This window comes from Aeromonas sobria (genome assembly GCF_050266975.1).
Classification (GTDB): domain Bacteria; phylum Pseudomonadota; class Gammaproteobacteria; order Enterobacterales; family Aeromonadaceae; genus Aeromonas; species Aeromonas sobria_B.
On sequence record NZ_JBKISU010000010.1, the window covers coordinates 98,855 to 112,663 of the forward strand.

The following is a 13,809-nucleotide window of genomic DNA, read 5'->3' on the forward strand; positions in this document are numbered from 1 at the left end:
GCATAAGGCTTTGCGGGTTTTTTGTTGTCCGCAGTAGTCCGAGGAAGTCGCCTAGAGCCAGCTCAAAGAGTAACATGTGCGGTAACAAGGTTCTGGTAACACCGTTTTGGGTGTTACTGCTGGAGGGGTAACACCATGAGCAAGGACAAGCTGACCGACTCAAAGTTGAGGACAGCCAAGCCCGAGGGGAAGGAATACAACTTGGGGGATGGTGATGGCCTCTACCTGAGGGTTAAAACGAACGGGGGCAAGCTGTGGCTGTTCAACTACTACCGCCCTGGTGACAAGAGGCGGGCCAACCTCAGTTTCGGCCCCTACCCTGACGTTACCCTCTCCGCCGCCCGAGAACGACGGCGACAAGCCCGCGCCCTGCTGGCCGAAGGTATTGATCCCCAACTCCACCAGCAAGAACAGGTCGCCATTGCCCAAGCCAAGCAAGAGGCCAGCGCCAACACCTTCGAGCGCATGGCCGCCAAGTGGCTGGAGCTGAAACGGCACGACGTGAGCGAAGCCTATGCCGCCGATTCGTGGCGCTCCCTTGAGCTGTATGTGCTGCCCTTCATTGGCTCCATGCCCATTGACCAGATACGCGCCCCCCTGGTGATCGAACTACTGCGCCCCCTTGAGGCGGACGGCAAGCATGAGACCGTGCGCCGCCTCTGTCAGCGTATCAATGAGATCCTCGACTACACGGTTAACCATGGCCTGTTGGCCGCTAACCCATGCGCTGCCATTCGCAAAGTGTTCAAGAAGCCCACCAAGAAACACATGCCCACCCTCAAGCCGGACGAACTTCCTGCGCTGATGGCCGACATTGCCAATGGGCGGCTTGATCACACCACCCGTTGCCAGATTGAGTGGAGCCTTCACACTCTGGTGCGCCCCGGTGAATCGGCGGGCACCCGTTGGGATGAGATCGACTTTGAGGCCAGAGTCTGGAATATCCCCAGCGGCAGAATGAAGATGGAGCGCCCCCACCGGGTACCACTCACCCCGCAAGCCCTTGCCCTGCTGGAGCGGATGAAGCCTATCAGCGGCCACCGCCCTTTCGTGTTCCCCGGCTACCGTAACAACATGAGCCATATAAACGACCAAAGCGCTAATGCGGCCCTCAAGCGACTGGGCTACGGCGGACGGCTGGTGGCTCATGGCTTGCGCTCACTGGGCAGTACCACTCTCAACGAACAGGGGTTCAACCCCGACGCCATCGAGGCTGCCCTATCCCATGCCGATGACAACGAGATCCGCCGCGCCTATAACCGGTCGGACTACTTCGAGCAGCGGGTGATCATGATGGGCTGGTGGAGTAACCATATCGAGCAGGCCAGCCAGGGGAACCTCTCTCTGGCTGGCGGTTTTAGAGCATTGAAGGTGGTGGGAGAATAACCCCAGCCTAACGACTTGCCGGGCCTAGATAGGCCAATCGAAAAGCGGGGAACCTTGCCCGCCTGACCCGGCACCCATTTCAAGGCAGCGTTAAGGTGACGCTATGAGCATAATGAATTTCATCCGCCTCAATAGGCTTGTTACCGCTGAACAAGCCGGGCTAGTGGCTGCGGGTATTCTTCCCGCAGAAGTTAATAGCAGCATATTTACAGCCAAAAATGGAAACTATACCGGCTGGCAAACAGCGGTAACCATCAGGGATGCGCTGCTTAATAACGTGGTGGCATACCTCACTCCAGCACCTGCGTTGATCACATATTGGGATAGTTTTGGCGACGGTTATGCTGAGTATCGCGATATTGCGGACATAACAGACGCGATATTCGAGAGGGGCACACCAAACGCCGTCAGCTTCGAGGCTTCCACCCTGTGGCCGTGGATAGCGAACCACGTCGATATAGATCCCGAGCTACATGCCTGCATTCAGAAATACTGCGACGCCCAAAAGAGCGCTAATGAGACGACCGTAAACAGCACCCAGGAGAATAAACCGGCTGACGATACGCAATCCGTTGAACAGGTGACCGCCCTTGCCGAGAAAGTGGCGGAGCTGACAGAACGCCTACAACAGGCCGAAGCCGAGATCGCCGCACTCAAGGGAAGGGCGCCTACCTTTCGTCACATGACGCCACTCCTTGAGCTGGTGGCCGAGGTACAAGAGCGGTATTGGGGGGATAACTGGGATCAGAGTGACCCTGACACAAACACCAGACAAGATGACATCGTCGAGTGGATCAAAGCCGATCCGCGATGCGGTAAAAACAACAAGGGAGAGCCTTCTGAAAAGCGGGCCGAAATGGTGGCGATTGTCGCAAAGCCAATCACCCGTTCCCCATCAAACAGCCCGCCTGAACCCTGAGGATGCGCATATAACCGCCCTGATGGTTCGCCCATCAATGCCCCGCTCAAAGTATTCACCCTCAGGGTATCAAACCCAGCAATGGCAAGGGTTGCGACAACCCTTAGGGTACACACACGCCGCCACCCTGAGCCCTCAAGGGGTTGCCCTTAGTGTTAGCTGACGTGTTTCCATTGCCCCGTCAACATCGACCGAGGCGAACCAATATGGAACAACACTATTCCCTTAACTGCCCCACAACGCGCTTTATCCGAGTGAGGGAGGTGATCAAGAAAACCGGCCTGAGCAAAACGAGCGTCTATGACTTGATGGCGCAAGGTCTTTTCCCGCAAACCGTGCGCCTAACTGGACGCTCAGTTGGATGGATCGAGGCTGAGGTTGATGACTGGATGGCAGAACGTATCGCTGCTCGCAAAGCGGCATAAGGGGGCAACATGAGCAAAAAAGAAAAGGCCGCACCGCAGAACGGCACGACCCCAACAACTCCAAGCCCAGGCCATGCTACCACCAGGCCGAGTGGTGAGGCTACCAAGCTTGAACTGGTGGCCCTTCACCTGGTGGAGAACAGCACTCAGGGGGTTAGCGCCTTGTCTGGCCTAGCGGGTCTCCATGATCTCAACATGCGTAACAGCATCAGCCTGCTGCGCCGAAATCACGCTATTCGCATACTGGACGAGTTATTCGAGCACCAGCATAGCGGCGGGGGAACCACCCGCCTAAAGCGCTATTGGCTGTCCGACCGTGCCGAAGCCCGTAAAGTGGCCGAACTGGTGAACCTCAAGCGCCGCCAGCGCAACGCCTTGCCGATGGAGCAGGAGCAGATTGCCCGTTACCTTGCCGCCTTCCCTGCCACCCCCGACGAGCTTCCGCCCGCCGCTTAACGGAGCCACCACCATGACTATTCAAAAAAGCAGATTCAGTTCTGAGGCCGCCCCGCAGCCTGCTGGCAGCCAAGCGGTTAATTTAGCCGTTCAGGCTGGCGATATATCCGTTATCAAGTTTGAGGGGGTGAAGGTGCGCATTGTGAATGTTCACGGCGTGCCATGGTTTATTGCCAAGGATGTGTGTGACGCGCTGGAGCTGACCAATCCGAGTCAGGCGCTCAAGGCACTGGATGACGATGAAAAGGGGGTAACTTTAAGTTACACCCTTGGCGGCGCCCAGAAGATGCGAACCATCGCCGAATCCGGTTTCTACAAGCTGCTTGCCCGCAGCCGCAAAGCCACCACTCCCGGCACCCTCGCCCATCGCTTCTGTAACTGGGTATTCCGCGAGGTGATCCCCGCTATCCGCAAGACCGGCGCTTATGGCGTGCCGTTCGCCTGCCTGCATGACCATAGCCGTAGGCAAGCCCAGTACACCAAGGAGGCGAGTAAGCGCGGCCACGCCCTGCAATCCTGCCGGGGTGAGAAAGTCCGCCTGAAAGCCGAAGAGGCCGAGTTGTGGCGCACCTATCAACCTGAGTTGACGGGGGTGAGCGATGACCGGATATAAGAATGGGCTCACTGCCCAGGGCGAAGCCTTGCCCAACGCAATGGATTCAAGCAACCGCACAGCGTCAACATTCCGACACCAGCCAATTTTTGCAATTGGCTTGTCCGATAACATCCAACGAGGTACGATTCTTCCTGCAACGGCAAAATCCGTTGCCGGGCGTAGGAACCCGGATGAGACGATAGCGCCAACCCACGCGCTTGCGTGGTTTTTTGTTGGTGCTCGATCCCCTTTACTTGGGGCTCTGTTGGCCTATCTGGTCGGCGGGGTCTGCTGTGTAATGGTGGCTCGGGCGGGGCAGCTTTCGGGCTGGCCGGTTTCTATTGTCGCCGGTATTCCTACCCCCGTTCGGGCTACCGCCATGAGTGTAGGATCTCTGGTCGGTAGTGAATACCTATCGACAATAGAGGCTGCCATCATGGCTACTGTCCCCACCCCTGTTACATCCAAAATATTCACATTTTTGATCGCCTCGAGCGCCTGCCGACTGGCAGACCTGCGCCGTATCCGCACCGTTACCGCCGTTGCTGACACCGAAGCACAAGCCCGCGCCGCCCTGGCAGGTTTGCCGTTGGTGTTCCTGTCCCGCACTCCGACTGGGAGGGCCGCCGCATGAACCATAAGACCATCACCATTCCCGCACGCCGGAACTACAGCCCAGCAGTAAAACCCTCCTCAATTGCGGCACTACCGTTTGTTCAACTGCCCAAGAGCCTCAAGGGCGGGCCGGGTAGCAAGTGGCGGGTGCCACCGACAGACAACTATGAGCGGGCCTGTGACATTGGCATGGAGTACGCCGCGCACTATGTCCAGTTCCTCAAGGACAACCCGCGATGGGTTGGGGTGAACCTGCTTGGCGACATTGTGGCGGATATGGATTTCAACGACAGCACCGGGGCCAAGGGCTACCGGGTTGGATTCTTCACCTATCTGGAGCGCTTGATCCACACCCAAGCCAAGCATGTGAATGCGTTCACCGAGGTGGACAGGATAAGCGCCTATTACGCCGCGACTGCCGAAGCCGGGGAGGCCGTATGAACCAGACCCACTCCCCCCGCCTGGCTGAACTGCTGGCACAACTGGCCACGTTGATGGAACAAATCGACCTGTGCCCCGTGGAGCGTGCGCAATACAGCGCTTTGCTAGAGGCTCTGCGCATTGAGGCGGGGATCTGTCAGGAGGTGGCGGCATGAGATATTTCGCATGGGCAGCCGGTAGCACCCCGCCCACCTTCACCGGCACCGCCAACCAGCACACCGGCAAACGCTCCCAACTGGGCAGCCTGAGCGCCTTCCTGTGGCGAAGTGATCGGGATCGCTTCATCGAGCAGACCCGAGGCGCGGCGGTTGCTGTCACCGCCAAGCAAGCCCGCAAGCTGAAAGCCGGATTGGATGACCGGGCATTCGATGCGCTGGTGGTCGCGCTGACCGGGGGTGACACTCCATGAATAATCGACTGATCAACACCCTGAATGGCCGGATGTGGCGCGAGTTGTCACGCAATCCACTACGCCCCGCTGTACTGCGGGAACTCTTCAAGCGGGTGATCAAGGCCCAGAAACAACCAGGTGAGAGCAATGCAACAGGGGGTTGCCATGACTGAGATAAATAAGCTGGTGGAGCAGTTGGCCAAGGCTTACATGGTGGCGCGTGGTAACACGTTCAAACATCTGGGGGTTCAACTGCCACTGAATCAGGAAGTGCTGACGATGGCCATTCAAAACAACATCGTGGGCGCACACCTGGAACACGCTGGGGCGAAGCAGGGGCGAGAGGATGCCCTGCTGATGCTGCGCCACATGGTGGCCGGGGAGGCGCTCACCCCGCTGGGTGTGGTGGTGCTGGACGAGATGAACAAAGCCTTCTGCGCTGATGTGCGGCAGATGCTGGATCGGGGTTTGAATCCCATTGCGGAGATGGCGAGAGAGTGCGAGCGGAGGGCCACACAATGACCATGGCAATCAAAGGGGGCGCAAGCCCCCGATTCGTTTCTGATGTGGCCGCCGCTGCCTGTGGTCACTGGCCCGAGCTGCTGGCGGCGATGGGTATCGACATACCACGCCGTGGCAAGCATGGCCCCTGCCCTGCCTGTGGTGGAAAAGACCGATTCCGATTGGATGACAAAACGGGGCGCGGCACCTTCATCTGTTCGCAGTGCGGCAGCGGGGATGGGCTGGATCTGGTGTGTCGAGTGACGAACAAGAGCCCCAAGGAGGCCGCCGAGCTGATCGCCCCGCTGGTGGGCCTGTCCGCTGGTGGGCTTGACCCTGTTGAGCTGGAGCGTATCCACCAGCAACAACAGGCTAGAGCCGACGCCGAACGCAAGCGGGCCGAGCAAGAGCGCCAGAAGGCCACCCGCCGCGCCGCTGCCATCGCTGGTGATGTGGCCCAAGGGGTGAGCCCATATCTCACGGCCAAGGGCTTGGAGTGGCCGCAGGCGACGATTAACCGCACCTTGATCCGCGAGGGGGGCGAGAACTACCCAGCCGGTAGTCTGGTTATCCCGCTGACCAATGAGGCGGGCGAACTGGTGAACGTTCAACTTATCCGGGCTGATGGCACCAAGCGTTACCTGCATGGCGGCCAGAAGGCCGGGGCTTTCCACCGTATCGATGGTGGGGAGCTGGTGGCCGTGGTGGAGGGGTTCGCAACCGGGCTATCAATTCACCAAGCCACGGGGGCGACCGTCTTTTGCGGCATGGATTGCGGCAACTTGGCGTCGGTGGCACGGCTGGTGCGGGGGCAGCAGCCAGACGCCCGGATCCTGCTGTGTGGCGACAATGACGCACACACCCAAGGCAACCCCGGCAAGACCAAGGCCGAGCAAGCGGCCGCTGCCATAGGCGGGCTGATAGCTTTGCCACCGGTTGCCGGTGATTGGAACGACTACCACCGAGCCCACGGGCTGACCGCAACCAGAGAGGCCATCATGAGCGCCAGCGCCACACCTACCACCAATCAACCCCAAGACCAAGACGCCCACCAGAAGGAAGGGGCTCCCTGGCAGGCCGAAGTGGTTCCGCTTCACCCGGTTCGCGATGACGAGGCAGAGAAAGGGCAAGACCTGCCGGAGGGGTTCGAGATCCGGGGTGATCGCCTCTGTGTCTGGGAACAGGTGGGACGGGGAGACGATGCCCGGCAAGAGCTGGTGCCCATATCAAGCCCGGTGCGGGTACTGGCTGAAACCAGTGACGAACACGGGCGAGGCTATGGCCGCCTGTTGGCGTGGCAGGACAGCGCCGGACGGGAGAGGCAGTGGGCTATGCCGGTGCGTTCCTTGGTGCCGCGCAATGGGGAGGAGGTATTCGCCGCCCTGCTGGATGCGGGCTTACCGTTCATCGAGCTGGGGCACAAACGCAAGCTGAGTGCCTACCTGATGGCCTGCCAGCCCGAACGGCGGATCACCTGTGTGGAGCGTACCGGCTGGCATGGGCGGGCCTATGTACTGCCTCAAGGGTCAATAGGGCCTGATGCCGAGGGGGTGATCCTGCAAACGGCGGGCTATGCGGCCAACGACTTTACCGAGCGGGGCAGCCTGAGCGAATGGCAACAGGGGGTTGCAGGGCTGGCGGTGGGCAATAGCCGCCTCTGCTTTGCCTTGTCGCTCGCCTTTGCGGCTCCCTTGCTCTCCTTGGTAGGCATGGAGGGCGGTGGCTTCCACCTCAAGGGCGAGAGCACGGACGGCAAGACCACCATCATGAAGGCCGCCGCCAGCGTGTACGGCAACCCTGATCGCTACAGCCAAACATGGCGGGCAACCGGTAACGCCATCGAGGGGATAGCCAGCAGGCGCAATGACGCCCTGCTCTGCCTGGACGAGCTGGGAGAGCTGGACGGGCGCGAGGCGGGACAGGTGGCCTACATGCTGGCGAACGGTCAGGGCAAGGGCCGCAGTAAGCAGGATGGCGAGCTACGGGAGCGCAAGGCGTGGCGGCTGCTGTTCCTCTCCACTGGGGAACTGAGCCTAGAAGATCATGCCGCCAGCGCGGGCCAGCGCACCCAGGCGGGGATGGAGGTTCGCACCATCCAGATCCCGAGCGACACCGGCCACCATGGGGCGTTCGAGTGGCTTCACGGCATGGATAGCGGACGCACCTTCGCCGATACACTCAAAGCCCACTGCGACCACCAGCACGGCAGCGCCTTCCGAACCTATGTCGAGGCATTGGCCGGGGATCTGGAAGCGCACAGCGAGCGGCTGAGGGCCGAGATTAAGCGCATTGCCGCCGAGCTGACCCCGCATGGAGCAGGTAATCAGGTTGGCCGAGCTATCAACCGGTTCGCGCTGGTGGCCGCTGCCGGTGAGCTGGCAACCCGGCTAGGGGTAACCGGCTGGCCCGAGGGGGAGGCGCTGCGAGCGGTGCGGGTATGCCTCAAGGCATGGCTGGCGGAACGGGGCCACCTTGGCAACAAGGAGGATGCCGCCACCCTGGAGCAGGTGCGCGGGTTCGTCACTGCCCACCAGTACACCCGCTTTGCCGACTGGTTCGACGCCAACCACCGCCCGGCAAACATGGTGGGCTTTCGCAAGGTGGAGTCGGACGGCGTTAGCTTCTTTGTGCTGCCCCCAGGCTGGGCCGAGATCACCAAGGGGCGCGACCCCAAGCGAGCGGCGCACCTGTGCCTTGAAGCTGGCTACCTGCTGGCGAGCAAAGATAAGAAGCGGTTACAGCGGCTGTCACGATTGCCCGGCATGGGTAAGGCGGTGCGGGTCTATGTGCTGACCGAGCGGGTATTAGCCGATGAAGGGGATGGCCAAGAGGACGAATGACGCCAGCCAGAAGGGGCCAAGGGGCTGCCGAGTGCGGCCCTTTGTTTTTCTGCCTCATGCGTGTGCGCGTGTGAGGAACAGAGAAAAACGGTGGTTACAGTGGTTACACATCTATCAAACAGAGCTGTAAGCCTTATATATCAAGGGCTGTAGCTGTAACCACCTAATCAATATTCAGTGGTTACAGTGTGGTTACAGTGGTTACACCGAGGGCCTGTAACCACCAGCAAAGAGGATTGTAACCACCTGTAACCACCAATTTTCGGGGAAGTGGTTACAGCACAAACCCAGTCTTGGCGCGGGTTAGCGGGACGTTGTAACCACGTAACCACTGTAACCACCGTTTTTTCATATATAGAGCGCGAACAGCCGATCAACATCACACTTTTTCCGCAACAGGGGGTTGCATGAGATTGACCAACGAACAACGCGAGCAGGTGATTGAACTACGCCGCAAACATTCACTGAACGAGGTCGCTTCTCTGGCTGGCCTCTCTCTGGGAACGGTGAAAGCCATTGTCAGCCGGTCGGGCCTCTTCACCGATAACCCGAGGCAGCGGGCCATGTTCAGCCTGCCGCCATTGCAGAGCGGCGGGGAGACACTGCCAGCGGTGCCAGAGCTACCGAGGCAGGAAGTGGTGACCGGGGATAAGGAGATAGACGCCCTACTCTGGCTGCGTCAAGTGATAGGGACGGGCGACCCGGTACGCATTGCCCAGGCCAAGGAGGCGGCAGGGCGGATCACCACCCCACCCGGCGAGCTGGAGCAGCGTTACAGCAAATGGCTGGTGGCTAAGGCGGGCCACATGCTTGCGGGCCTTGGTAGCATAGGCTTTGCCAATCTGGATGGACTGGCCGAGCGAGCCATCACAAGGCGGGCCAATGAGGCTGAGGCCATAGGACGGTTCGGGGATGCGCTGTGGGACGACACCCAGGCGGAGGCGTTTTGTCAGGAGGTACTGAGAGGGCTTGAGCGGGACAGTTGGCAACTGCCGCCTGAACAGGTCGCGGAGCGGTTCAAGGCTGTGCCGGAACTGATGCCGCACACCCTGAGCGACTGCCTTCATGAACTGGAATATTGGAACGAGCTGTACCGGCTGCGCAATGCGTGCGACACCCAAGGCTATTACGAGAACAGCATAGAGGCACACGCCCGCGATTGGTTTGTGTTTGGTATGCTGGCTGAACTGCGACCGAGAAACAGGGAAGAGGCGCGGGCAACCCTGCGCTATCTGATGGGCAGTGAGCGGGACGACGCCCCCGAGGCAGAGCGGATCCTAGATAACCTGATCGGCTAGCTCTGCCCACGAATCCGGGTAGTTTTACCCAGAAAACAGGGCAGTTTTGCCAAGCTAGCGAGACACTCTTACCAACAGGAACAAGTGTGGGCAGACGAAAACCAACTCCGTCATGTCTGCGTGGTAGGCGGTATGCCGACTGGTACGCCATTGGAACCGTCCCCAAAACAGGGAACCTTTCCCCGAATGTGTATAATGTCACTCCAACCGGTACGCCAACCCAGACGCCTGCCAGCATGTGCGATTGAGGAAATACCATGACCAAATCAAAGGAGCCTGCCCCCATTCAAGAGGCCGCTTCGCCATCGTCTCAGGGAAGGCCCGAGGCCGAACTTAGGATGGCACCGATATTTCCGCCGCCGCATCCGTTCGAAACATATCTGTTCGAGAGGCTGACAACCTACGCGCAGGGGTATCTGCCGCTACCTTGGCCTCACGATCGCATACTGATGAGCGAGGAGGTACAGGCCGAGCTGGACAGGAGACAGGCAGAGAGGTCCGCCGAGATAGACGCGGAGCTGGCCGCACGTGAGAGCGCACGGTTGGCAGCGCTTGAGCGAAAGCGGATCACCTCGAGACGTTATGCCATGAAGCGTTGGGCCGCTACGGCCTGGGCACGGTTACGCCAATTGGCTGAGACTAAAGCCGATTAACCAGGTATCCACCGAGTCACGGTTTCTCGGACAGTGTCCGGGTAACCATGACAGCAACTCCGCACCCAAATTGGCAGTAAACCGCCACACCCCTCGCCACTACTGGCCGCAAACTCCGCAGTTAAACCGGCATACGAGCCAGATGAAAACGGGCATTCCCGCTTCTAGGCTCTACCCTGAACCGCAACGGCTACGACATAGCTGAACCAGCTACAAACCCCACCCCCAGCCGACCAGGGGAACCCCTCTCATCTGGATGGCTTCTTGCTGATCTCCATTCTGCGCAATTTGCGCAATTCAGCCAAAAACGAAAAACAACCGCGAGTTGCTCACAACTGTTGCTCATTAGCTGGCAGCCCTCGCCGCGCAAGCGATTGCGTGGAATTGATGTGATTAAGAAACTGCGCAATTTGCGCATTCATAAGTGCGCAGAACTGCGCAGATTGGTGAATTGTTCACAAGGGGAAATGAGGTGGTGAAGCACAGGGATTTGAACCCGCATCCGACAAGGGATTTGAACCCACCACCTGTGGTGCTGGAGAGGTGGAGCCAGTGGATCAAACACCAAAAGCAGAGGGGGGGACTTTCGCCAAAAGTAACACCAACGGTAACACCACGATCAATAATCAAACCACCATAAACAACAAAAACAATTACTTACACTTATGATTCAGACTCCCCCAGCCCACCACCTTCTAAAGCCCTGATTCGTCAGGGCTTTTTCTTTATGGCTGGTCAGGGAGTGACACATTGAGGTGTCACATATGCTCTATCCCGGTCTCATCAAAAACCGCTGTGGTGTCTACTGCTACCGCCTGATCTTCCCTCCGTCCCTCCGCCAGTACGGCGCTCCTCGTGAGACCCGTTTCTCACTCGGCACAAAAAGTCGCGCTAAAACGGGAGAATTGTGGATCCATGCTTTCCAACTTGGCAGGTTCCTGCTCGACGAATTATTGGCATTAGTTCAGGAAGTCGACATGGCTGAAATCTCAGAAATCATGAAGGCGAAGATCGCCGCGAAAAGAGAACAAATCCGGCTCGGTGAACAATTGGCCGCACTGCAAGACCAGATTAACGAGCAGCACCTTGAAGCACTGCGCTCTCGCAAGGAGCTGGCGACAGCTCAGGCCGTGACTCAGAAGGCTAAGGAGCTGGCCCGTACAGCGGTTGGCATTGCCCAACGGACACAAGGCCAGCTCATTGAATCCCGGCGGACGGCGGGCGCTCTCGCCACGTTGCCCACAACGATCAACGCCGAGCCTGTGCCCGTCGGTGATGCCTTGGTTGCCCCCTCTACATGCGGTCAATCGTTGGAATGGCTGGTGGCCCGATTCAACGAACACAGCGCAACAGTTTTGAAGTTGAGAACCTCCACGCTCAAAGATCGCAAGGGCAATCTTGCGCGTTTTCTCGATATTCTCGGCCCGCTAGACAGCGCGGCGCTTGGTGCCGCCGATATTGCGCATTATCGGGAAGTGATCCGTACCTTCCCCAAAGATCTTCCGAAAAAGTCGGTTTGGAAGGAGCGCCCCGAGGATCCCGTGCTGCGGCGTAACTGGTATCTGAGCCTAAATAAACATGGCCTTCCCTCTCTGCCGAACAAGGACAGAAGACGCACTTCAACGATGTCAGGCCCTTCCTCAGATGGCTCAAGGCCGAGCGATATGTCACCGAGGATTTCAGCGATATACTGACTCCGGTAAAGAACGAAGGTTATCAGGAGCGCGGGCGACCCCTCACTCCGGAGCAACTGGACAAACTCGTTAATGGACTTTGGAGAGCCGAGGGTAAATACCCCCGTGAACAGCCGAAAGATTGGCATTTTTGGGTGCCATTGCTCGGCTTGACTACCGGAATGCGTGGTGACGAACTCGGGGATAGCGTCAAGGTAGTCGAGCAAAGATTTCTGGGCTTAACTGCGTGGCTAAACTAAATACCGCACAAAATACCCATGCTGAAATCTTTCATATCAAAGCAAAAACGCCTATCATTTATCTAGCACACTATATAATAAGGCGACAGAGTATTCGTGAAAATGAATGACAAAGAAAATCAAGAAATCGGGAAGCAACTCTCGTTTGCCCTGTACGGAGCCGCAAACCGCATGAACCGGCTCCATAAACCCTTTCTCGACCCGCTGGGCCTGACGTTTCCCCAGTATCTGGTGATGCTTGAACTGTTCTCTGGCACACCACAGGCAGTCGGTGAATTAGGGCGCAAACTCGGTATGGATACGGGAACCATTACACCTCTGCTGAAACGTCTGGAAACTTCCGGCAAGGTAAAGCGCACGCGCGACCCTGCTGATGAACGCAGGGTACTCATCACCCTGACTGAAGCCGGAGACGCCCTACGGGAGCAACTCTGGTGTATCACTGACAAAATCAAAACCGCCTGTCAACTCAGCGAAGAAGGACTGGCCAAGCTTTGCGACACGCTGAATGCTCTATCCTACCCCGCATCTGATTAAGCGGTGGGTAATAACCCCATAACTAAGGTACTTATTATGAAGATTGGCATCATTGGTGCGGGAAATATCGGCGCAACCCTGGCCCGTAAACTCTCAGCTAACGGTCATGAGATAAAACTCGCCAACTCCAGAGGACCGGACAGCATCCGTGACCTAGCTCTTGAAGTGGGCGCAACCGCTGTTACGCGTGAAGACGCAGTAAAGGAAGTTGACGCAATTATTCTTGCCATTCCTTTTGAAAAACATCGCAACCAGACAAACCTGTTCAGCCAAGTGCCAGAGAGTGTCGTGGTTATTGATACCTCTAACTACTATCCCTTCCGAGATAATGCCATTGCCGAAGTTGATAATGGCAAACCGGAATCCGTATGGACGAGTGAGCAAATCGGACGGCCAGTTGTAAAAGCCTGGAACGCCGCATTAGCCGCCACGCTGACTGATAAAGGCCTTCCATCCGGCGCCCCCGGACGCATTGCGCTGCCCGTCGCCGGAGATGATGCCCAGGCAAAAGCAGTTGTACTTAAGCTGATCAGTGAAACCGGCTTTGATGCACTGGATGCAGGTCTCTTGAGTAAATCCTGGCGTCAGCAACCTGGTACGCCTGCGTATTGCACTGAGCTGGGCACCGAGGAACTCAAAAAAGCCCTTTCGTCAGCAGATGCAGCCCGCGCTCCGAAAAACCGCGATGAGCTGATGAAGGTGTTTATGACACCCGGTTCCAGTTTCACGCATGAAGAAATTATCGCACGTAACCGGGCTATGACCGCTTAACGCAGTCTGCCCCAGCGTTTATGAGTAAACCATGCAAGGTCCGAGCCC

General features: G+C 58.2%; 16 protein-coding genes. All 16 read left to right on the plus strand.

Annotated elements, in window-relative coordinates; translation table 11 throughout:
* Positions 1-135: 135 nt before the first annotated feature.
* The 16 genes from ACLHZ1_RS07875 to ACLHZ1_RS07950 all read left to right on the plus strand — a co-directional run bounded on the left by ACLHZ1_RS07875 (position 136) and on the right by ACLHZ1_RS07950 (position 13,761).
* The gene (locus ACLHZ1_RS07875; RefSeq protein WP_427261615.1) at positions 136-1,386 is read left to right on the plus strand and encodes an integrase domain-containing protein; all 1,251 of its coding nucleotides are present in this window, start codon (positions 136-138) and stop codon (positions 1,384-1,386) included.
* Between the two features lie 103 nt (positions 1,387-1,489).
* A complete protein-coding gene (locus ACLHZ1_RS07880) occupies positions 1,490-2,305 on the plus strand; it encodes a hypothetical protein (protein WP_427261616.1) in 816 nt (271 codons plus the stop codon).
* Between the two features lie 206 nt (positions 2,306-2,511).
* Entirely contained in the window at positions 2,512-2,730 is a 219-nt protein-coding gene (locus tag ACLHZ1_RS07885) for a helix-turn-helix transcriptional regulator (RefSeq protein ID WP_427261617.1), read from the plus strand.
* A 9-nt stretch (positions 2,731-2,739) separates the two neighbouring features.
* Positions 2,740-3,186, plus strand: a complete 447-nt coding sequence (locus ACLHZ1_RS07890) for a hypothetical protein (RefSeq protein ID WP_427261618.1) — start codon at positions 2,740-2,742, stop codon at positions 3,184-3,186.
* 13 nt (positions 3,187-3,199) lie between these two features.
* On the plus strand, positions 3,200-3,799 hold the full coding sequence (locus ACLHZ1_RS07895) for a BRO-N domain-containing protein (RefSeq protein ID WP_427261619.1): 600 nt from the start codon (positions 3,200-3,202) through the stop codon (positions 3,797-3,799).
* A gap of 40 nt (positions 3,800-3,839) precedes the next feature.
* Positions 3,840-4,415 (plus strand): ash family protein, encoded by a 576-nt coding sequence (locus ACLHZ1_RS07900; RefSeq protein ID WP_427261650.1) that lies wholly within the window; start codon positions 3,840-3,842, stop codon positions 4,413-4,415.
* Positions 4,412-4,837 carry a hypothetical protein gene (locus ACLHZ1_RS07905; RefSeq protein WP_427261620.1) on the plus strand — a complete coding sequence of 142 codons (426 nt, stop codon included), beginning with the start codon at positions 4,412-4,414 and terminating at the stop codon, positions 4,835-4,837. Before ACLHZ1_RS07900 ends, ACLHZ1_RS07905 begins: the two co-directional genes overlap by 4 nt.
* Positions 4,834-4,992, plus strand: coding sequence for a hypothetical protein (locus ACLHZ1_RS07910; protein WP_427261621.1), 159 nt, complete (start codon positions 4,834-4,836; stop codon positions 4,990-4,992). Before ACLHZ1_RS07905 ends, ACLHZ1_RS07910 begins: the two co-directional genes overlap by 4 nt.
* Entirely contained in the window at positions 4,989-5,246 is a 258-nt protein-coding gene (locus ACLHZ1_RS07915) for a hypothetical protein (RefSeq protein ID WP_427261622.1), read from the plus strand. Before ACLHZ1_RS07910 ends, ACLHZ1_RS07915 begins: the two co-directional genes overlap by 4 nt.
* Entirely contained in the window at positions 5,243-5,401 is a 159-nt protein-coding gene (locus ACLHZ1_RS07920; protein ID WP_335862956.1) for a hypothetical protein, read from the plus strand. The genes ACLHZ1_RS07915 and ACLHZ1_RS07920 overlap by 4 nt, the downstream gene beginning before the upstream one ends.
* Positions 5,394-5,750, plus strand: coding sequence for a hypothetical protein (locus ACLHZ1_RS07925; RefSeq protein ID WP_427261623.1), 357 nt, complete (start codon positions 5,394-5,396; stop codon positions 5,748-5,750). The genes ACLHZ1_RS07920 and ACLHZ1_RS07925 overlap by 8 nt, the downstream gene beginning before the upstream one ends.
* The gene (locus ACLHZ1_RS07930; protein ID WP_427261624.1) at positions 5,747-8,569 is read left to right on the plus strand and encodes a DUF927 domain-containing protein; all 2,823 of its coding nucleotides are present in this window, start codon (positions 5,747-5,749) and stop codon (positions 8,567-8,569) included. The genes ACLHZ1_RS07925 and ACLHZ1_RS07930 overlap by 4 nt, the downstream gene beginning before the upstream one ends.
* A gap of 407 nt (positions 8,570-8,976) precedes the next feature.
* On the plus strand, positions 8,977-9,867 hold the full coding sequence (locus ACLHZ1_RS07935) for a hypothetical protein (RefSeq protein ID WP_427261625.1): 891 nt from the start codon (positions 8,977-8,979) through the stop codon (positions 9,865-9,867).
* Between the two features lie 1,417 nt (positions 9,868-11,284).
* Positions 11,285-12,214 carry a hypothetical protein gene (locus ACLHZ1_RS07940; RefSeq protein ID WP_427261626.1) on the plus strand — a complete coding sequence of 310 codons (930 nt, stop codon included), beginning with the start codon at positions 11,285-11,287 and terminating at the stop codon, positions 12,212-12,214.
* A 341-nt stretch (positions 12,215-12,555) separates the two neighbouring features.
* Positions 12,556-12,990 (plus strand): MarR family winged helix-turn-helix transcriptional regulator, encoded by a 435-nt coding sequence (locus ACLHZ1_RS07945; protein ID WP_427261627.1) that lies wholly within the window; start codon positions 12,556-12,558, stop codon positions 12,988-12,990.
* A 36-nt stretch (positions 12,991-13,026) separates the two neighbouring features.
* A complete protein-coding gene (locus ACLHZ1_RS07950) occupies positions 13,027-13,761 on the plus strand; it encodes an NADPH-dependent F420 reductase (protein WP_427261628.1) in 735 nt (244 codons plus the stop codon).
* The last annotated feature ends 48 nt before the right edge of the window (positions 13,762-13,809 follow it).